This is a genomic window from Flammeovirga sp. EKP202, assembly GCF_014534745.1.
In the GTDB taxonomy this organism is placed as follows: Bacteria; Bacteroidota; Bacteroidia; order Cytophagales; family Flammeovirgaceae; genus Flammeovirga.
On record NZ_JACVVP010000006.1, the window covers coordinates 125,730 to 147,213 of the forward strand.

General features: G+C 33.1%; 17 protein-coding genes. 9 read left to right on the forward strand and 8 right to left on the reverse strand.

Features of this window, described 5'->3' with window-relative positions:
- The first annotated feature begins 844 nt into the window (after positions 1-844).
- The gene (locus IC221_RS05225; protein WP_188167957.1) at positions 845-1,663 is read left to right on the forward strand and encodes a hypothetical protein; all 819 of its coding nucleotides are present in this window, start codon (positions 845-847) and stop codon (positions 1,661-1,663) included.
- 225 nt (positions 1,664-1,888) lie between these two features.
- The gene (locus tag IC221_RS05230; RefSeq protein ID WP_188167958.1) at positions 1,889-2,416 is read left to right on the forward strand and encodes an outer membrane beta-barrel protein; all 528 of its coding nucleotides are present in this window, start codon (positions 1,889-1,891) and stop codon (positions 2,414-2,416) included.
- A gap of 162 nt (positions 2,417-2,578) precedes the next feature.
- Here the strand turns inward: IC221_RS05230 and IC221_RS05235 are convergent, their stop codons facing one another.
- The 6 genes from IC221_RS05235 to IC221_RS05260 all read right to left on the reverse strand — a co-directional run bounded on the left by IC221_RS05235 (position 2,579) and on the right by IC221_RS05260 (position 10,713).
- Entirely contained in the window at positions 2,579-3,535 is a 957-nt protein-coding gene (locus tag IC221_RS05235; RefSeq protein WP_188167959.1) for a hypothetical protein, read from the reverse strand.
- A gap of 7 nt (positions 3,536-3,542) precedes the next feature.
- Positions 3,543-3,950: a biopolymer transporter ExbD gene (locus IC221_RS05240; protein WP_044211903.1), complete on the reverse strand. Its 408-nt coding sequence runs from the start codon at positions 3,948-3,950 to the stop codon at positions 3,543-3,545.
- A gap of 6 nt (positions 3,951-3,956) precedes the next feature.
- Complete coding sequence (locus tag IC221_RS05245; RefSeq protein WP_052444753.1) at positions 3,957-4,643, reverse strand: MotA/TolQ/ExbB proton channel family protein; 687 nt, start codon at positions 4,641-4,643, stop codon at positions 3,957-3,959.
- A gap of 187 nt (positions 4,644-4,830) precedes the next feature.
- The gene (locus tag IC221_RS05250; RefSeq protein ID WP_188167960.1) at positions 4,831-5,805 is read right to left on the reverse strand and encodes an SPOR domain-containing protein; all 975 of its coding nucleotides are present in this window, start codon (positions 5,803-5,805) and stop codon (positions 4,831-4,833) included.
- 152 nt (positions 5,806-5,957) lie between these two features.
- Positions 5,958-7,655, reverse strand: a complete 1,698-nt coding sequence (locus IC221_RS05255; protein WP_188167961.1) for a TonB-dependent receptor — start codon at positions 7,653-7,655, stop codon at positions 5,958-5,960.
- Positions 7,656-7,659: 4 nt separating this feature from the next.
- Positions 7,660-10,713 (reverse strand): tetratricopeptide repeat protein, encoded by a 3,054-nt coding sequence (locus tag IC221_RS05260; protein ID WP_188167962.1) that lies wholly within the window; start codon positions 10,711-10,713, stop codon positions 7,660-7,662.
- A 502-nt stretch (positions 10,714-11,215) separates the two neighbouring features.
- Between IC221_RS05260 and hisG the strand changes: the two genes are divergently transcribed.
- Positions 11,216-12,076 carry an ATP phosphoribosyltransferase gene (gene hisG / locus IC221_RS05265; protein ID WP_156152554.1) on the forward strand — a complete coding sequence of 287 codons (861 nt, stop codon included), beginning with the start codon at positions 11,216-11,218 and terminating at the stop codon, positions 12,074-12,076.
- A gap of 86 nt (positions 12,077-12,162) precedes the next feature.
- Complete coding sequence (gene hisD / locus IC221_RS05270; RefSeq protein WP_188167963.1) at positions 12,163-13,443, forward strand: histidinol dehydrogenase; 1,281 nt, start codon at positions 12,163-12,165, stop codon at positions 13,441-13,443.
- 70 nt (positions 13,444-13,513) lie between these two features.
- Here hisD and IC221_RS05275 read toward each other — a convergent pair whose 3' ends face one another.
- Entirely contained in the window at positions 13,514-13,873 is a 360-nt protein-coding gene (locus IC221_RS05275; RefSeq protein WP_188167964.1) for a hypothetical protein, read from the reverse strand.
- Between the two features lie 691 nt (positions 13,874-14,564).
- On the opposite strand from IC221_RS05275, the gene IC221_RS05280 reads away from it, so the two are divergent.
- The gene (locus IC221_RS05280; RefSeq protein WP_188167965.1) at positions 14,565-16,118 is read left to right on the forward strand and encodes a sulfatase; all 1,554 of its coding nucleotides are present in this window, start codon (positions 14,565-14,567) and stop codon (positions 16,116-16,118) included.
- Positions 16,119-16,423: 305 nt separating this feature from the next.
- Here the strand turns inward: IC221_RS05280 and IC221_RS05285 are convergent, their stop codons facing one another.
- Positions 16,424-16,900, reverse strand: a complete 477-nt coding sequence (locus tag IC221_RS05285; RefSeq protein ID WP_188167966.1) for a hypothetical protein — start codon at positions 16,898-16,900, stop codon at positions 16,424-16,426.
- A gap of 852 nt (positions 16,901-17,752) precedes the next feature.
- Here IC221_RS05285 and IC221_RS05290 point away from each other — a divergent pair.
- The 4 genes from IC221_RS05290 to IC221_RS05305 all read left to right on the forward strand — a co-directional run bounded on the left by IC221_RS05290 (position 17,753) and on the right by IC221_RS05305 (position 21,477).
- Positions 17,753-18,163: a hypothetical protein gene (locus tag IC221_RS05290; protein WP_188167967.1), complete on the forward strand. Its 411-nt coding sequence runs from the start codon at positions 17,753-17,755 to the stop codon at positions 18,161-18,163.
- 116 nt (positions 18,164-18,279) lie between these two features.
- Positions 18,280-18,762 (forward strand): hypothetical protein, encoded by a 483-nt coding sequence (locus IC221_RS05295; RefSeq protein ID WP_188167968.1) that lies wholly within the window; start codon positions 18,280-18,282, stop codon positions 18,760-18,762.
- A gap of 262 nt (positions 18,763-19,024) precedes the next feature.
- A complete protein-coding gene (locus tag IC221_RS05300) occupies positions 19,025-19,729 on the forward strand; it encodes a chalcone isomerase family protein (protein ID WP_188167969.1) in 705 nt (234 codons plus the stop codon).
- A gap of 731 nt (positions 19,730-20,460) precedes the next feature.
- On the forward strand, positions 20,461-21,477 hold the full coding sequence (locus IC221_RS05305; protein WP_188167970.1) for an efflux RND transporter periplasmic adaptor subunit: 1,017 nt from the start codon (positions 20,461-20,463) through the stop codon (positions 21,475-21,477).
- Positions 21,478-21,484 lie beyond the last annotated feature (7 nt).

Below are 21,484 nucleotides of genomic sequence, written 5' to 3' on the forward strand. Positions count from 1 at the left end.
GGTAAGAACTTTACCCAAATCAAACTTAGGAGAACTTTTAGAAAGTAAAAAATTGATAGTTTGGGGAATTATCACTTAAATAAAAAACCATAATCAATTGTATACGTGTATTTTAAATCATTTACATTTATTAAACGTATCAATTACATTTCACTTAAAAAATATATTTTTAACACTCAAAATCATGTAATGTAAGAGAATAAAAATAGAAAACAGCTAAAAAATTGCCTTACACCAACGAATTAAACCCATGTCAAACTTCTCAAAACCACACTCATTTTTAATTTAAGATAAGCCAATATTAGATAATAGTTTAGTCTTAGTACTTCTATATTTCAAAATATAGAATCTGAAAGCGGGAAATACCCTTAATAAATAACTAGTCTTATATATAATTCACGTTAATCTATTCTCAATCACCTTATATATAGTGTCCCAATTTTTCAATTAAGAGTCTAACGGCTGAGGAAATAGGATTTAAAAAGGATTTGTTACAATAAAAAGAATTTTGATGATATGAAAGTGTCTTTCTTATTTATATAAAATTCTTCATTACTAGTGTTCTACATTATTATCATTTACCAATGATGACAATGACACTATAATACCCTAAATTCAACTTAAAAAACCCTTATTCTTAACAAGTTTGAATTTTGTATTATCAAATATTAATATTTTCTTTCTTTTTTCTTGCATAATATAAATCAATTTCCAATATTTGGGTATGAATCGTTAAGCAGTGCACCCCCTGAGGGGGGTGTTCTATTAGAATTTCACAATTTTTTTGTGAAATTCTTTTTTTTTGTACTTACTTTAAAATGATCCTATTACTAAACGCAATAAAATGAAAAACTCAATTGCTCTTAAAACAATCTATTTTAAAGCTTTTATACTCTGCTTTATCTTTATCCAAAACAATGCATATGGTCAGAAACTTCAAAAAATTGAGAAAGAATTAAAGAAAAATGAAGACATGCCCAACGCTTATGAACAGCCAAATAAAGGAAGTGACAAAAGTACAGGCAATGTTTTATCTGAAATTGTAGGGACAATCTTGTTCAATTTCCCCAAAGAATCCGATTTGCAACAACTCTATGGCAGTCCAATAAAATTATCAAAGTATACCTATTCAGGTCAATCAGATGCTCGTTATACAAGAGTTACTGAAGAACAAAAAATGCTCAATTTTGATCTACAAGCAAATTACTTTATCGAGAATAAAGAATTGCAAGGTGTACAAATCTTCTCAAGGTTTCAATTTATGCCCAAAGTAAGTATTGATCTACAATATTCCGGATTGAAAGAAGAAATAGAGAATGAAAGTCCTTCTTACCTTGACTTTTTACATGTCAATGTTAGCTATCACCGTCTTGCACTTACTCGTTTTGATTTATGGGTGGGTATGGGTTATACCAGTTTATGGCTAGAAGATAATTATACAGGATTAAACTTAAATCTTGGTACTGAGATCTATTTTGTAAAACCTTTTAGTATTTCTACTAACTGGTACTTTGGTAGCTTAGAAGATATAAATTTTACAGAGGGTAGTACTGATTTTAAAGTATACCTCCAAAGGTTTCAACTATTTGCAGGTTATCAATATTATCAATTAGGTGAAACTAAAATACAAGGACCAAGAGGTGGGGTCGGTTTTTCATTATAAAGCATTCTATCTTAAAAACTAAATAATAACTACACTAATAATAAGATAGCTTTTCTTAGAATATTATAATATTTTTGTGTGAAGATGTGCAAGTACTTTTAATATTAAGAGGCAACTATTCAACATTCTAAAACTTCACATTCATCATAACATACTGGAATTCAATATCAACTTTACAAATCATGTTATGAATGAATTGCTTTCAATCTTATAGTATTTTAATTTATGAAACTTATTCGAAGCATATTATTGGTCGTATTTACTACAATTTGTTCAACAGCTTTTGCCCAATCTCCCGTTAAGGCTGGACTTTCTATTGGTCCACAATTTATGAGTTTTTCTAATGATGTAAGTTCAACAGGTTTCGGTTTTACCGCTTTTGGAGATTATATCTTAAATGACATTATGAGTGTTGGTTTAGAAGTAGGTTATGGAGCAGTCTCCATTGAAGGATCTAAACTTTCGTTTATTCCAGTGATGGGTAGCTTTAAATATCATTTTAAGTTAAACAATAAACAATTACATCCTTATGCTAAAGGTAATTTTGGATTTATATCTGTGCAGTATGATGAAGGAATACATGATGGTACAAGTGTACAAAATTCGGTAACCCGCATAGGTATTGGTCTAGGTGGAGGTATCATCTATGATATTGATGAGCGTTTAGGCTTATTCAGTGAACTAAGTTATAAGACTGTCTCTGGCTTTAATGATTTTGGAGTCAACTTTGGTATCATCTACTCTTTTGAATAAAAATTCTCTTATTAGGATTTAATCTAATAAGGTTAGATGAGTTTTCCATTTATCTCTATTTTGAGTAGTTATTGTAATGATTGATATTCGGTTAGAAATTTATCTATAAAAATAAGAGTCATCCACTTTGAAACTGGATGACTCTTATTTTATTTGTTAAATCTAAAGCGATCGAATGATAAATGTAATCCTACCGGTAGTAATACTTTGAATGTTCGTATCGGCATCAGTAGGTTCAAAAGTTAATTCAGATACGGCCTCTCTATATTGATCAACGACCTGTTTAGTCACCGACCTGTAGATCGTTTTTACAGAAATGACTTCACCGAAATCATCAATCTGAATTTCAAAAATAATCTTTCCTGTCTCCCTTGAACTGTCTTCTACTTCAGGAGGATCAATCCAGTTCCACCCTGGCATATCAAGTGCTGTTCCTCCAGCACCTCCGGCAGATTCAAGTAGAGCATCGGCATTTAAGGTTCCTTTTTTACTACCTTGATCACCTTTGGCGCCCTCAACATCTCCGTTGTTATTTTGTTTAGGTGTTGAAGAATTACCTTCACCTCCTTCTGGTTTCTTCAATAAAGTACCTGTTACGGGTGTATTTATTTTTGGAACGGTGGTTTTCTCTGGTGTTACCTTCTTTTCCTCTTCTGGCGCTTTTTCTTCAACTTTCTCTTCTTTCGGTTGTATCGTTTCTTTCGTTGTTTCTACGCTCTCTTCAACAGGTGCATCCGTCACTGCTGCCGGCATGGGATCAACTTCTTCTACGGGAGTGGGTTCCGGAGTAGTTTCCGAAGGAGTTGGTTCTTCAATTACCTCCTCTACCACTTCTTCTGTTGGTTGTTCTACCGTTTCAGTTTCAGGAGTTGGCTTTGGTTCTTCTACAGATTCTGATTCTTCCGTTGATGGTGCTTTTGACTGTACATCACCACTTCCTGCATCATCTAAACCAAAATTCACCTCGATACCATATTGTGGTATTGGCGGATCAGGTGGAGACCATACGACTGTAAACCAAGCAAAAACACCTAGAATTACTACGGATAAAAATGTAATTAATATCGATAGATTTCTATTTTTTCGTTCTTGCTTTTTTTCTTGTTCCGTTTTCTTCATCGTCAAATTATTTTCCTACCGAAGAGGTTGGTGTTGTTGCGATTGAAACTTTTGCTTTTAAAGCTGTGGCAATTCCTGCCACATTTACAAGGTGTTGTACTGGAACATCCTTATCAACAGTCAATACAACCACACCTTCTTGTTTTGCAGGTAAAACTGCTTTCAGTTCATCTTCTAGAAATGACAAAGGAACTTCTACTTCATTGACATAATAATGAAGATCTTTCGTGATACTCACATAGACCTTGGGCATTACTTTTTTTGAAGCTTTACTACTAGGAACGGCAATTGGCAATCCTGAAGGTGTCACAAAATTTGATGTCAACATAAAGAAAACCAACAATAAGAAAATCATGTCGGTCATTGAAGACATATTGAACGTTGGATCGATTTTATTTTCAGGTTTTAATCCCATAATTTTCTAGTTCGGTGATTGTAAAAGCTCAATAAAATCAATAGTCACTACTTCCATTTTGTGAACGACATCTTCAATTTGACGAACTAAATAGTTGTAAGAAATGTAGGCAAAAATACCAACGGCTAATCCTCCTGCCGTTGTAATCATAGCTTCGTAAATACCTGATGAAAGAAGTTTAGGACTTACTGACCCTTCCTCTTGAGAGATAGCAATAAAAGCGTTGATCATACCGATTACGGTACCAAAGAAACCGATCATTGGTGCCGCCCCAGATATCATACCCACAGTACCTACATTCTTTTCTAATTTATAAAGTTCAATCTTCGCTACATTTTCAATACTTTTCTCGATGGTATTCAAATTCGAAGAAATATGTTTCAGACCTGTTTCTAGCATTTTGCCCATTGGAGTTGTATCTCTAGCACAATATTTTTTTGCTGTCTCAATATCGCCTTTCAACACTTGTGCTTTTACTTTATCTAAAAGAACGGATGGGTCTTTTTTAGCCTTACGAATAGTAAGTACTCTGTTCGCTAAGATGTACATGGCAATGATAAACAAAACGCCTAGAATAGCCATCGTGATTCCTCCTTTCTCTAAAAGTTGAATTAATGATACGCTTTCTTCAAACGTTCCTTGCATGCCTTGTTCTGGCATCTCAGTGCCTTGTAAAATGGATAATAAATTCATGATTTATTGTTAGTGTTTTATTTCTTTTTAATGTATTGATCACCAAGTAAAAGAAGTTATTTTAGCTATTTGATATGATTACTAATGAAAAAATGAAGTAGAACTCTACTACTGGAATATTAAAGTAAATCACATCGTTTAAATGAAGTCTTTTGCTTGACACTGTAATGAAAAATGAATTTGGAGATTAGTTTCTCCAAATCCATGCACCTTTAAATTTAGATTGTGCTGTAGGTAATGCTTCTTTTGCTTCTTGATGAGAGTTATAACCTTTCAAAGCCACTCTATATTTACCTTTCGAAACAATAATCCCTACATGGTCAAAACCTTTCTTTTCGGCTTGTTTCACTGCTACTTCAGCTTTTCCTTCATCACCAAATGAAGAAATTACAATGTGATAATTACCATTGCGTGGTGCGTCAGGTGTTGTTTCTTCAGTAACTACTACTTCCGCTTCTTCCACTTTTGTTTCTTCAATTGTGGTAGGTGTCTCTTCTACTGTTTCTTGAGTAATTGTTGTTTCTTCAACTTCTTCCACTTGCTCTTCTTCCTCTGCCTCAATTACGTTTTCTTGTGTAATTACTTCTTCGGGGTTTTCATCTGTAGAAGGTTTCAAAAGATAATATCCCACTATTGTCAAGAGAATAATGACAGGGATCGATACCATCAACCAAACAGGTCTTTTAGAAGGAGCTTCCTCTTCATACTCTCCATATTCCTCTTCCTCTTCTTCAATCTCGTCATGTAAAAGCGGAGTGGCTGTTATTTTTGGAAGGCCAAAACTTTCTGGTGAAATGTTGCTTTCATTCCTCTGACGGAAGATAATCTCTTCATCATCATCTTGAATAAAATAACCTAAATCGCCAATGGGAGCCGTTTCACCGTCTTCTAACCTTTGTTGAAGATTGGCTACAAACATACTCACTTGTATGGCCACCTCATCTTCGTCTAAATCTTCAGTTTTTGAGATATAAACGACCAAGGAATACATCTCAACATCATCCTCAGATTTTGAGAAGGAGATGGTAACATGTGGTGGTTTTATGATATTTCCTGAAGGGGAAACTTCCGCACCACTTTCCTCAGACCAAAAAGTACCTAGATCTGGAATAACTACAACACCCCAATCAAGGAGAGCATTTTTTATAGCATCTGCAATCATGCAACAATTCTCTTTACAACGCTATTACTCAGGTAAAAGGATCACTTATAAGCGTAAGTAATAGTGTTTATTGTATTAATTTTGTAATTCGATTGATAATTTAGCCATTTAGGGAATAAAAACCATAAAAAATGGCTGAAACCTTTATATGGCTAAAAACGATAGCCTACGCCAGCCATCAATTGGAAACCTTTTACATTGTATCGGTAATAATTTTCATAGGTTTGAGCAAAAAGATTATTCACCAAAATAAAGGCATCCAAATTCTCATTTATTTTATATTGAGCGGATAGATTTAAATCAAAAATCATTGGTAAATCCTCCGTTTCTTGTGCCGCAGTTTCTGCATCTACCCTCAATGCTTTTAAACCAATTTTGTTGTAAATATTCGCATTAAAAGTCCAATTTGACAAGTATTTATAGGTCACGGCCACATTGTTAACAGCCAATGGTTTGTGGTAAGGTTCTGCAATTCTATCATCACCAACGGAATAAAAATCCCAATTTGTTGAGGCCGTTACCATCCATTCTCTTTGAGTCCATGAACCTGCAACGTTCAAATTAAAAACACCCGTATTTCCTTCTGTAGCATAAGCCATCAAAAAACGAGAAACATCAGTGGGGTCATTTACAAAGAAGCCCATATTTTGGACAATAGCATAACCTAAACTTCCTCTTATCCCAATATTATCACCTACAATGGCATCAGCTCCCAAACGGATATCTACTAATTTACTTTCATGTAATAAAGAAATATCATTACTCACCCACGGATTCTCCCCTGTCAAGGCCTTATAATCTACGATGTTGAGATCTCCTTTAATCTCTAAAAAGGCCGCCAGTTCGTCTTCTGCAATTGTATATTCTACAAAAACATCTGGATAGAAATAAAAGTTATTATCAAAAGAAGAAGAATCAGCACTGTAGGCAATTTTAGCTCCTGCCTTAATGTACCATTCATCAAACGTTGCTTCGTAAGCACCGCCCAACTTCATCCAACTTCTATTAAGGTCTAAGTCCAACCCTTCAGTAGTGGTATTCTTGTACTGATTAAAAGCCCCAATAAGATTGACATGGACTTTTGCATCATTCAATAATTCATAAACGCCATGCAAGTCTACACCAATTTCCACCTCACTTGCATTATATCTATCTCCTGTATAATCAAAAAATAAATCTCCTTTTAAAGAATAATCATTACCTGTTAAATAAGATGGCATTTCATGACCAACTTTAAGGCTGAAATTATTGATGATTTGCTTTATGCTATCTTGACTGATTTGTGTTTCATCACCTTCGCCTCCATAAAAATGAGTTCCGATACGATCATATCCTAATGAAAAGGAAGATGTACCGTACTCCGAGAAGTATTTTCCAAAACCATCAATGGCGTTATGACTTCCTGCAGACAATTTTCTTGATACACTACCTTCTTGTGATGATCTATGCAAGAAATTAATTCCATAATCAAAATCAGGGTTGACATTACTGTTTAGTCCACCTTCAATGTAAGGAGTAATAAAATTACCATACCCTACTCTAATGTATTTGCTATAATATTTTTTCTCCTCATGATCATCAATGACAGCTGCCAATTGTTTTGGAAGAGAATCGTTTAGTTCCATTCCAATCAACTCCAATTCATAGTTTTGAGGTGAAGGCTTTACTTTTTTCTCTATTCTTTGAATTTTATCATACTCTCGCCCCATCGTTTGTAACTCATAACTAGAGTTTTTTTCGATGACAACCTCAGCATTATCCAAATTAGAGTTATCATTAGTTTGAGCCATCAATGGAGAAACAATGACAAGGCCAAAAACTAGAAGTATATATCGTTTAAAGTGCTTCATTTTCTTAGTTGGTAGGTTGTTGGTTACTTGCATTCTCTTTTAATTCTTCTAAATCAGCAATTCTCTTTTTGGCAATTGCTTTGTCCTGAGGGGAAGATGTAAAATTATAAACAGATTCTAAGGTCGCTTTTGCCTGATAGAAATCTTCAACGCTGATATAATTTTCTGCAATCAATAAATAAGCCTTACTTGTCCAATCAGTATAACTTGCATATCGTTTTTGAACATCAATTAATGCCGTAGTACTTTGATCAAGTCCTTTTTTCAAAACTTCCTTACTTGGCTCATTCTTTATGGCCATTGCTCTGAGTGTATACCCTACAAAATATTGTGCTTCTGCCCCAATTTTTGAGCTTGCTTTCTGTGCCACCTCATCAAATAGTGTCAGGGCCTCGCTCAATTTATCTTCTTGTAAATGTACTTTTGCAATGTAAAGTTCTGCTTCTAAAAGGCTTCGCTTTACATTATTCTCAATGATTTTATTTGCATAAGCCATTGTTGCACCGTAATCTTTCACTTCATAGTTCGCTTTCATTAAACCAACATATACAGCCCATGAAGTCGATTTTCTTGTGGCAATTTTTTCCAATTCAACAAATGAAATAATGGCGTCTTCAAACTTCTCCGTTTGCAATTGTAATTCACCGATATATCGTAATGCTTTTTCTTTGGTAGGCATTTTCTGAACAATCTGAAAAGCAGCAATCGCCTTTTCTTTATCATTCTTAAATTTATAAGCTACCCCTAAAGCAAAGGCTGCATCATCAGTATACTGAGAATAAGGAGAATTGTCGATAAATTGTTGTAGAGTAACGATCGCTTTATCGTATTCTTTATTTTGATAAGGTTGAATGGCCAACTCATAATCACCTCTTAAGGTTGCTGTACTTTCAGGATTGGCCTCTTTGAATTTTGTCTGATAGTTACTGATTTCACTTACTGCATATCCACTAGAATTGATATCCTGTAATGCCGTAATCGAAGCTTCTGCATTCTGAGATGTAGGGTCAGTATCAATAACTTCTTTATAATCTCTTTCCGACAATGACATTTCCCCTTCCAATTGATAACACAATGCTCTTTTGGCTAAACTCGGAATATAAACTTCTGTATTTTTATATCGATTTATAATCTGAGTAAAACTCTTTATCGCTTCAGCATTTCGATCTTCTTCGGCATAGATCAATCCAATTTGATAATACGCTAAAGGTGCAAAAGTAGAGCTCTTATAGTCATTCCCAACTTTTTGATACAGACGAATAGCGTTATCCAACTGCCCCAAAGCTTTATAATTTTGAGCCATTTGGTAATTCACATAATCTAATTCTTTTACACCAGAAGAAATGGCCATATTGTAGGAACGAATTGCCACTTTATAGTTCTGCAAACCAAAATAACAATCAGCTCTTCTTAACATCGCTTCACCAATTTTATCTCTTGATTCAATCGTTCTGCCTTTATTGATATAGTTGGACAAGTCTTCAATAGCCAACTCAAATTCCTCATCTGCATAATTAGCGTATCCTTTTCCAAATAAACTAGGAACGTAGAATTGAGAACTTTCAGGTACTTTATTATAGGACATCACTGCTGAGTCATAAACTTCCAAGAAAGAATAAGCCTCACCCAACCAATAGTTTGATGCATCTAAAAGATCTTCATTGATTGGAAAACGCTGTGATTTTATCAGATAATTAATAGCTCCTCTCCAATCATCATCATTGGCATTTTCTACAGATTTATTAAATGCTGCTTCTTGATAGGCTCTTCTTGTATCCACATTTACAGTAGATAATCTATCAAACATTTCTAATGCCTTAGTGTAATCGCCAGAGTTAACATAAGCCACTTGAAGTAAATGATCTATTTCTCCTTTTTTATCTGAATTTGGAAAATAAGCCACAAAGAAATCACAAGCATCCGGCACTTGTGTATAAAGACCAACATCAAACAACACCTTAATATAATTGTAAGCCGCCAATTCTTGTAGCTCTCTATTAAAAGTTAAATGTCTTGATTGTTCGAATGCTAATAATGCTTTATCCTTTTCGCCAATCGATAAAGATGTTACTCCTAAATCATAAGATGCGACTTGGGCAAGTTCATCCTTCTCGTCTGCTGCAATAGACAAAGGTTGGATTGCCTCGTGATAAAGCTTCACTTTAAATTTTGAAAAACCTATTTGATAAGCCGTTACTCTATCAATGGCTTGTAAAGGCACTTCCGCCATATAAGCATCAAAATAGAATAAAGCTTTTTCATAATCATGTTTTTTATAATATACTTTACCAGTGAATAAAAAGGCGTCTGGAGGTAAATGAATTCCTGTTTCCTTGGCTTCATTTACCATTTCAAGCATTTTATTCTCCTGTCCTGTTTTATAGTAAGCGATAGGTAAAAGAGCATAAGCATGCGATCTGATTTGAGGATCAGTAGTTGATTTTTCGAGATCGGTAATTGCTTCTTCAAACTCACCTTGATCAAACTCAATATACCCCGCATAATAACTCGCTTTTAAAGCATAAGCATGTGTCCCTTTTTTGAGTATTTGGAAAAGCTTACTCGCCTCTTCCATTTTTCCTTGATCAAAATTTGCATAAGCCGCCTGATAAGCAACTCTCACGTCATCATCGTCAAAAAAATCAAACAAAGGATCTCTGTTAAAAGCCTCCAATGCTTTAGCATATTCCCCTTTATCAAAATAATAGCCTCCCAACACTTTATAGGCTTTACTTGAAAAAGGATGAACAGGATACCTATTGACAAAATCTATGATTTGGCGTTCAGCGTCTGGATGCTGTAACTCAAGATTACAAACTGCTATATAATACTCCGTTTCAATACACTTTTCATCCTCTCCACAATGCTTCTGTTGAAATCGGGACAAATATCTTCTGGCAGCAGAAAAATTATGCTCGTTATATAAAACAATTCCTTTATTAAACAGTTTAACCTCATCAGAAAAATATAATGACTCTTGTGCCATGGAAGGTACAAAAGGAAGGGTTGACAGTAATAAAATTAGAATGTTGAAGCTCTTTTTTAGACAATTGATCATTGCTTTAAAAAATATATTTTTAGGGTTTATCTTTTTTTGTAATTCAATTCAATAGACACAAAACAGATTTTGAACTTAATTTAAACAAAAATGAATATTATAATAATTTATTAAAAGTTTTGAAGGAATTGATTTAGGTTGAAGTCTATTTAAATGATAAAAAGAAGCGAAAAACCTGCTTTTTAAAGCATTTCTGAAAAGTATTCTACTTCTCGTTAATCCGTTATTAACTTTCAATAAGGAAATATTAATTTCTATTAAGAATTCACACAAGTACTTATAATCAATCATTTAAATCAACAATTGTCAAACTATAGATTAATTTTTTATAAATATGTCGATTAATCCATTTTTTTGATACGATTCTGTAAAAAAATAAGTAGCTTTGATGTGAAATTTAATATTAGAGTGAAGTAGCAAAATATCTACTTCATTGTAAAACTAGATGAACAATTTAACACTTCAAGTGTAAACACTAAAAGTGTAAGACACAATTTAAAAGATTATGCAAAAACTTAAGATTGCAATCCAAAAGTCAGGAAGGTTGAGTGATGGTTCACTTAACTTAATCCGTCAATGCGGAATCAAAATTCCTAGAATGAAGGGAGCTTTAAAAGCAGAAGCTAGTAATTTCCCTCTAGAATTTTTATTCTTAAGAGACGATGACATTCCAGGATACGTCCAAGATGGCGTAGCTGACCTTGGCATTGTCGGTGCCAACGAGGCTGTTGAAAAAGACAAAAACGTTGACACTATCCATCATCTTGGGTTTTCTAAATGTCGACTCTCAATCGCTATCCCTAAGGAACAAGAATACAATGGTATTCAAGATTTAGACGGTAAAAGCATTGCTACTTCTTACCCTAAAATCTTGGGAGACTTCTTAACTGAAAAAGGCGTAAAATGTGATATTCATGAGATCTCTGGATCAGTGGAAATCGCTCCTAATATTGGTTTGGCTGATGCTATTTGTGACTTAGTAAGTACAGGTAGTACTCTAATGCAAAACAACTTGAAAGAAGTAGAAAGCATCTTCAAGTCAGAGGCATTATTGATCGCCACTCCTGGTCTTTCTGAAGAGAAAAAAGAAATCATTGATCAGTTAATGTTTAGAATTAACGCTTTACAGACTGCTGATAACAATAAATATATTCTTTTGAATGCTCCAAAAGAAAACTTGGACACTATTCTCAACTTATTACCAGGTATGCGTAGCCCTTCTATTCTTCCGTTGGCTGATGAAAGCTTCGTTTCTGTACATACTGTAATTGCAGAAGATGATTTCTGGTCAAAAATCGAAGAACTGAAAGCTGCTGGTGCTGAAGGTATTCTTGTTGTTCCAATCGAGAAGATGATTTTATAAAAATTACCATTGAAGTTATGATGGGTAAAAGCTCATCATAACTTCTTTTTATTCTATCATACTTCTCTTCTAAATGAAGACGAAATATGAAATTATATAAAAACCCCTCAAAAGATAATTGGTCAGAGCTATTACTTAGACCTGCCATGAGTATTGAGGAAATAGAGAAACAAGTACAGCCCATCCTAAAAGCTGTACAAAATGAAGGTGACGCTGCTTTAAGAGCTTTTTCTTTACAGTTTGATAGAGCGGATATTGATTCTTTTTTAGTTTCAAAAGAAGAATTTGACGAAGCTGAAACACTCGTCGCTCCTGAATTGAAAGAATCTATTTCAATTGCTATTGAAAACATCACAAAGTTTCATGCTGCCCAAAAAACTGAAACTTTGAAAGTGGAGACTATGAAGGGAATCCAATGCTGGAGAAAAAGCGTTCCTATTCAAAAAGTAGGTCTCTATATCCCAGGTGGAACTGCTCCTTTATTCTCTACTGTAATAATGATTGGTGCTCCGGCATTGATCGCAGGTTGTGAGGAAGTATTTTTGTGTACTCCTCCAAACTCTGAAGGAAAGGTACATCCCGCTATTTTGTATGCAGCAAATAAAATTGGTTTAAAGAAAGTATTTAAAGTTGGTGGAGCTCAAGCAATTGCCGCTATGACTTACGGTACTGAAACTATACCAAAAGTTTCAAAGATTTTTGGACCAGGTAACCAGTATGTGACAGCTGCCAAACAACTTGCCACTAAAGAAGGTATTGCTATCGATATGCCTGCCGGACCGTCTGAGGTATTGGTTTGGGCAGATGATACTGCTAACCCATCTTTTATCGCAGCCGATTTATTGTCTCAAGCTGAACACGGTACAGATAGCCAAGTAATTTTAGTTTCTACTTCTGAAGATACTATCCGTAAAACGGAAGAAGAATTAGAGAAACAATTGACTGTATTACCTCGTAGAGAGATTGCTAAAAAGGCATTAGACAACAGTAGAAGCTTCTTGATTGAAGATGAAGCAACAGCTTTAGAATTGGTCAACGAATATGCAGCAGAACACTTAATCTTATCATTGAGTAATGCTGAAGAAATTGCTGAGAAGATTGTCAATGCAGGGTCTGTATTTGTAGGTCATTATACACCTGAATCTGCAGGTGATTATGCTTCAGGTACAAATCATACGCTACCAACATACGGTTATGCCAAAAACTATTCTGGTGTTTCTTTAGATAGTTATTACAGAAAAATCACTTTCCAAAAAATCGACAAAGAAGGTTTAAAAGCGTTAGGACCGCACGTTGAAAGAATGGCAGCAGCAGAAGAGTTAGATGCTCATAAAAATGCCATTACAGTACGATTAAATGAATGCTAAGGCATTATTGTAAATACATAAAAAAACCTTCTCATTTTACTTGAGAAGGTTTTTTTGTTTTTAATATCTTCTAGAAAGTTGATTTAACCTGAGGCCTTAATTTTTCCAATAGAATAATGACTTCAGCTTTATCTTGTAAAAAATTATCAACTCTACTGTGTACCAATTTCATTCTTGTATCAATGTCTAAACTATCAAGATCCTCATCATCTCCAATTACATTTTCACCGTCTACATATTCCTCATAAAGTAAAATGCCATCATAACGAACTATTTTAAAATGGAGAATTGAAGAGTTTAGATCGTCACCACTTAATTCTGCACTAAAAGTGTCTAGCTTTAGAGGTTTAGAATATGTCAATTCATATTGTTTCATATACAGCAGATCCTCGGCAAGCGATTCTTCAATCGCATCCTCTTCACAACTCATGCAGAGCAGTAAAACTAATCCATATATGATTTTTTTTATTGACATCTAATATTTATTCATTCAACACTTAACAAAGATAGGACTTTTTTACGTTTAAATTTAACTATTTTTCATATTTTGTTAAAGACCTCTAAATATCAATGTTAATTAATGTAAATACTACCATTAAAAGATTAATAAAACGAACTTTTTCAAAAAACCTCACAATAACAGACAGTGGAATGTTTAAAAATGTACGAAAGGAATGAAAAAAATGTCGTACATAGTTTAAAGTTTTTTAATATTCATTTTATTACTTTCCGAAAATTGTTTTTTTTCATCACCATAAAAAGTATCAAAAATAGGTGCTTTTATGCCTTTTCAAACTATTTTTCACGGGTAAAGTTCGATAAGTCCTATCGTTTATTTGAAATTCAATACTTGCATTATACACTTCAAGAAGTGTGCTGTTAACTATCAAAAATTAGCTCATAGTATACCAATTGTACCTATATCCTAACCATTAAAGAATTATATTATTAATTGACAGTTATGAGTAGAATGTAATATTACTGTAAAAATTACATTTGTTATACAACGTTTTAACTTGATTTTTTAAACTGTGATATCAACATAGTACAAAAGTGACAACTTCATTTTCATCAAGTTTAAATTATAATTTACATTCGATATAATCTGTATAATAAGAAGTATGAAGAGCTTAATTTTTAATTCATTATTTTTTCTTAGTCTTTTACTCTTCAGTATCAACGTAGAAGCTAAAAAAAAACCTAAACCCAATGTAATTTTTATTTTGGTGGATGACTTAGGGTATATGGACCTAGGTTGTTATGGAAGTTCATTTTATGAAACACCAAATCTAGATGCCCTTGCTAAAAAATCCGTTAAGTTTACCAATGCTTATGCGGCAAGCCCTGTTTGTTCTCCAACAAGATCGAGCATTATGACTGGTAAATATCCTAGTCGCATTAAAATGACAAACCATAGCGGGATTATTGGCCCTAAAGGCCCTGGCTATAAATTATTAGCTCCTAAGCCAAACGGAAGTTTGCCGTTAGAAGAGTATACGCTAGCTGAAGCATTAAGAGACAATGGATACTTTACGGCACACGTTGGAAAATGGCACCTTCAAAGTCATCATGAAAAAGGAACTGAGCACTATCCAGAGGCACATGGTTTTGATGTCAATGTAGCAGGTCATAATGCAGGTCAACCGGGATCTTATTTTTTCCCCTATCAACATCCAGAACACAAATGGAGTAATGTACCTGGTTTAGAGGATGGAATACCTGAAGAATACTTGACAGATCGATTAACTACAGAAGCTATAAGTATTATAAAAGAGAAAAGAGAAAAGCCCTTCTTTTTAAACTTATGGTTCTATACCGTACATACACCACTGGAAGGTAAAAAAGAGAAAATTGAAAAATATAGAGCTAAAGCTGAAAAGATGGGGATCAATGGTCTTCATCAAGGAATTCCTGAGCATAATCACTATCATAAAAAAAATCAGAATAACTTAAATTATGCTGCGATGGTAGAAAGTATGGACGAGAACATTGGAAGAATTATCGATGCTCTCAAGAAGGAAGGCTTGTATGATAATACTATTATTATTGTCACTTCTGATAATGGAGGGCTTTCTACGGGAAAAGGTAAATATTCTGCGACTTCAAACTTACCTCTAAGAGCCGGAAAGGGATGGGCTTATGAAGGGGGAATACGTGAACCTCTTTTAGTATATTGGCCCAATCAAACACAAGAAGGGGTATCATGTGATGAGCCCGTAGTTTCAACGGACTTCTACCCTACCATTCTAGATATGATTGGTGCCAAAGCCGTTAAAAATCAATATATTGATGGAATTAGCTTTTTACCTTCATTGAAAAATACCAATGCATCACTAAAAAGAGAGGCCATCTACTTCCATTATCCTCACTACCATGGTTTGAATAGTATGGGCCCTTCAGGTGCTATTAGAATGGGAGACTATAAACTAGTGGAACGTTTTGATGACATGAGCGTTGAACTTTATAATCTTAAAACTGACGTTGGAGAAACTAAAGATATTAGTAATGATTTCCCTAAAATCACAACTAAGCTAAAAGCAAAATTACACCAATGGAGAGAAGAATCAGGAGCAGTTATGCCTACTACTAATAATAATTATGACGCTTCCAAAGACCCTAATATGATCAAAAAAACGGTGGAGGAATTTTTTGAAAATCAAACTAAATCAAAATAACATAGCATATCATTTTGTATAGTCATCATTTTCAATAGTTATTTCATAAAATAGAACATAAAAAACAGTCTAACTACATCATAGTCAGACTGTTTACTCTCTTTGTACTTATCTATATATTTATGTCTAAATCTCAATTACATAACACGCTCCGTCCTTCTTAAGTTCCATAAATTCAAAAATGAGATTATTTTAAGACAATTCTATTATCAACAAAAGATCTATTCCTAGCTTTATTGCATTCAAAAAAGGCTCTCAATAGCATAAACCATTGAAAGCCTTCCTTAGTACCTACAATCTTTTTCCTAAAAATCAATTGCGGCTGAATCTCTTAAATATAATAAATGAGTTTGAGCTAATGAGGTATCACTGATTTGGAACTCAAAAATGAATTGAGGTGAACTTGACATCGCACTGTCCGAATCTCTATAATCTCGTTTACGTAAAGAATAAATCACATTGTTCACTTGACAATAATAAGCATCTCTCATACCACTAAACTTTAACTTGATATCATAATGGTTTTCAATGTTCTTTTTCAAGTCATAAAATTCACTTGATTTTATATATAATTTACTGGTGAAAATGGCTGAATAAATAATATCATTCTGATTTTTAAAGACTGTAATTTCACCACGATGTCCACCTAAACTTGTAATTGTTTCGACTGAATGACTATAGCGTTCTCCTAGTGAAATACCTTTGATAGATTGTGCATTAATTGTAAAACTTGTTACCAAAAAGGTAAACAACAGCATAATTTGTAGTTTTAGTTTTCTCATCTTTCAGTTGGTTTATATCTCTATTTCTCTGGTATTGACAAACAGAATAACGTTTCATTATCCTTCATGTTTGCTCCTTTGTGATTTCATATTGATGAATAAATCATATCAAACATACAGTCTGTCGTGTTTGATATATTGTAGCTACACCTAAATCACAAGAATAGAAAGATTGATAATTGGTTTAAATTATATTGTTTGCAAACTAACAAAAAGAAGGGATTGATGCTCTTAACAATTCATAAACAGTTATAATAAGCATTTATAACATGATCTTTCTATTTACAAAATAGGCTTGAGGTTAAGGCAAGGTAATAGTTGATGTTATTAGAAATAAAGTAATAGGCAAACTGATTGTCAATGTATTGTCTAAAACCATAATAAAAAACGAAAAAGAAAAACCCCACCTAAATCATAGGCAGGGTATCTACAATCAAAACAGTAAATAATCAAATCTTGAAGCAAGGTTAGTTATTTCATAAACTTAATAATACATCATTTACAACGATCTTGTACATCAATTTCTTGGCACGGATAAATCATCCGCACCTTATTTAGACAGTAGTTGGGTTATAGTAAATACTGTTTAAATTGGTTTTGTACTTATCTAACTTACACATTACTTAACGCACTCTCAATGCATTACGATTACCTTTAAAAGACCAAATAATACCCCAATAGTGTATTTTGATTCGAAATAAGTATTTATTGTACTTTTCCAAGTATCTAAAAAATGAATAAGTACTTCTTTATAAAAAGTTTTATATTTAATTAGTTCTCTGTCAGATCTATTGAATGGAATTATGTTTTGACTTAGAATATACAATAATCAAATATTACCAATTAAAAAGAATGGAATACGAGCTAGTGTATAAGAGTGAGTATATCACTAATTTTTGGAATGCACCCAATAAAATTCTTAGGACTATCTGGACTACGCCAATCAGTATGCCAGAGGAAGAATACAGACAGGAGGTTTTATCTCACATGGAAGTTACCGAAAAATTGGCCCCACAAGGGATGTTAGTTGACACTAAAAATGCCTATTACAATGTAATGCCTGAAACTCAAGATTGGATTAACCAAAAATTTGTTGGTTTGGTTGCAGAAATTGGTCTTCAGAAAATGGCTTGGATTGTATCGGAAGATTTTTTCGCACAAATTTCTTTTGATCAATTTATAGATGACGCCACCGATCAACAAGCTTTAAAAATTCAATATTTCACAACAGAAGATGAAGCCTTAGAATGGCTGATAAAATAATTATTCGACCATATCAATAAAAAATCTTAATATAGAGGAGTTCTTCTCCTCTTTTTTTATGTGTACAAAAAACTCTTTCTATCTTTGACCTTTATATAGTAAAGCACAATACCTCCATGCTACTGAAAAAATATTTTTTTGCTCAAAAAATTGATAGAGAGGTATTGATAAGAATGAAAGAAATGAAATTTAAAGAAGTTCAAAAAAGTGACTATATCTCAAACTTTTGGGATGAGGAAAGTCGGGTATTAAAAACAATATGGAATACCCCTATCGATATGTCTGAGAAGGTTTATAGAGAAGTGATTGTATCCCAAATAGCACTTACCATAAAATATGCTCCTAATAATGTTTTAGTCAATACAGAAAATGCTCATTACCATATTCTCCCTGAAACTCAAAAATGGATCAATGAAAAATTTGAAGTAATGATGACCCAAGTCAAGCTGGAAAAGATGGCATGGATTGTATCGGAAGACTTCTTTGCTCAAATTTCTTTTGATCAATTTATTGATGATGCTAACCATAATGATTCATTTTTAATTCAATACTTCACTTCAGAAAAAGATGCTTTTGAATGGCTATTACAGAAGAGCTGATTCACTACTACCTATATAAACAATGCATTCCCCCAATCAACCTCACTAATAACGGGTGAACAAAGTCATTTAAAACAACACTTAACTCAATAAAAAAGGTATTAATAGTATATATTATTGTATTATTTCAACACTCACTTACATTTATTTGGTGTTAGTTCAACGCTTTTAATGTAAACAGTGACAACGATCACCAAAAAAATAAATATAAATATCAATAATTGCAGTAATACGAATTTTTTTAATTTTCATACTTCTATTTATGACTAAATTCAATTACACTCTATTCTTTGTTTTAATATCAATAAATGTATTCTCTCAAGAGCAGACCTACGATGTATCCTTTTTTAAAAATGTAAAATTTCCTAATGTAATTAATGTTGAGAACGAAAGTCTAAAACTAAATGGTCATGGAATGCATTCAGAAGGTGTTTTTAAGCTTTTTGTATGTGGTTTGTATGTCTATGAAAGAACCGATGATCCTAATAAAATTATTTATGATGATCATGCTAAAATGATCGAAATGGTTATCACTTCAAATCAATTTCAATCTGATAAAACGATTGAAGAAGTGGACAGAACACATGATGAAAATATGGAATTAATGAAATCTGGAGAATTGAGTGATATGGTCAATAATATTAAAAAATATGATGGAATTATCCCTCACAAAATGATTTCTGTAGATCAAAGTTTCAGAACCTTAATCGTGGAAGCCAACAAGGGTGAAGTTGATGATATTGGTAATGAAATTGACACATTTTTAAGTATCTTCCAAGATGAAATAAAAATGGGTGATCACTTTAGAATTACTTTTCATCATGATGAATTATACTTATCTAAAAACAATGATGATAAAATAACCATTCAAAGTAAAAAATTTCAAAAATGCCTTATGAATATCTTTATCGGGAATATGGCATTTAATAAATCTCTAAAAGAAGACCTACTTTCCAAAGGCCTATAAAAATATTTCATTAGTAGTTTAAGCCGTTGCATTTCTAGGAATCAACGGCTTTTTAATTTTTATAAATACTTAGTTGTTAACTAAGTTATCGTCAACTTCTAATCGATCATTCTACAGATATTTATAGCGTCTACTTTCAAGCTTCCTTCTTCTTCATTTTTGTCTTAACACAAAAACGAAGCAAAAAAGTCAAGGCTTTGAACACAATAGCTAAATTCCATTCCTCTCGCTTAAATGATTTTAAACTCGCTAAAGCTCAAACAAAAAAATCATTTTTAACGGCTCTATTCATGAAATTCTTAACGCTATTCCCTTCAAGACCGAGGGAATTACTAATAAATGACTATCTGATTACTACACTTCAAAAGAATAGTTTATTTTATATAATCTTCTAAAGTGCAGTACTATAGAGACGCTTTGGTAAAACGTCTTCACGATCATAATGCGTAACAACTCACTTACTTATATAGAAATTTATAATTAAAGAAACTTAGTATACAATGTATTACTAAGAAAATAGTATCCACAAACTCAAAAAAATAATAATTTCTAGATGTTATTAGACAAAAAGACCGTATTTGAAGCTTTAAGTTTATATTGAAACAAAAGACTATTATTTCAGTTTTTCAATGTGTATATTCTAATTGATTAGGGATCTATTCTCTGATTCAGGTTACGAAGCAATTATTCCAAAAACGTATTAACTCCAAAAACAACTCTATCTTTTAACCATGACTTACAAGACGCTATTCTTAATAACGATAGGTGTATTCATTTTTTTTCAATGTGAGAAAAAAATAGAGGAAAAACCTACTAAAATTTACACTGTCAATGTCAAAAAAATTCAAGCACAAAAAATACAACCTTCTCTTGAACTTTTTGGTGAGATAAAATCTGAAGGTAAACATGAGCACTCATTCTTGATTGATGGAAAACTAGCAGTAATTAGAGTAAAGGAAGGACAAAATGTAAAAAAAGGGACCGTCTTAGCTCAATTGGATAGAGTGGATTATCAAGAAGCTCTGAAAATTGCGAAAGCAAAACTAGATGAAGCCAATGATCAGTTAGAACGTCTCACTAAAATGTACAAAGCCGGTAGTCTTGCAGAGGCAGATTATAACAAAATTGTTTTTCTACAACAACAGGCCCAATCCAATTACACTTTATATCAAAATAAGTTAGATTATACGACCCTTAGGGCTGCGGTAAGTGGAACGGTCAGTAAAATCTGGGTGAAGAATGGTGGAGGAATTTCAAAAGGTGAACCCATTATAAGAGTGATTAATAATAACTCCGTTTTTGCTACAGTGGGTATTCCAGAAAATAAAGTCAACGGAATTGATTACAACAAAGACTGCAACATCATTATCAATGCTACACGTGATACTATCTCTGGTCAAATTACTACACTACACCCTACAGCCTCTAAACTCTCTAGAACATTCCGATTAGATATTCTCATCGATAACAAAGAGAATAAATACAAAGAAGGAATGCTTTGTAACGTAGAAGTTTTCGAAAATGGTAGTGAAGAAAAAATTAGTATTCCAATTCAGTTAGTTACAAAAGATATTGATGGACTGAATTATGTTTTTGTAAAGCGAAAAGGGTTAGCTCATAAACAAAGAGTCTTAACAGGGAAAATCAGCGGTAATAATATCATTATCGATAAAGGACTGTATGCCAATGATGAATTAATCCTAAATCCGCCAGTCAATTTAATGGATGGAAGTGCTGTAAAACTTTAAATACCAA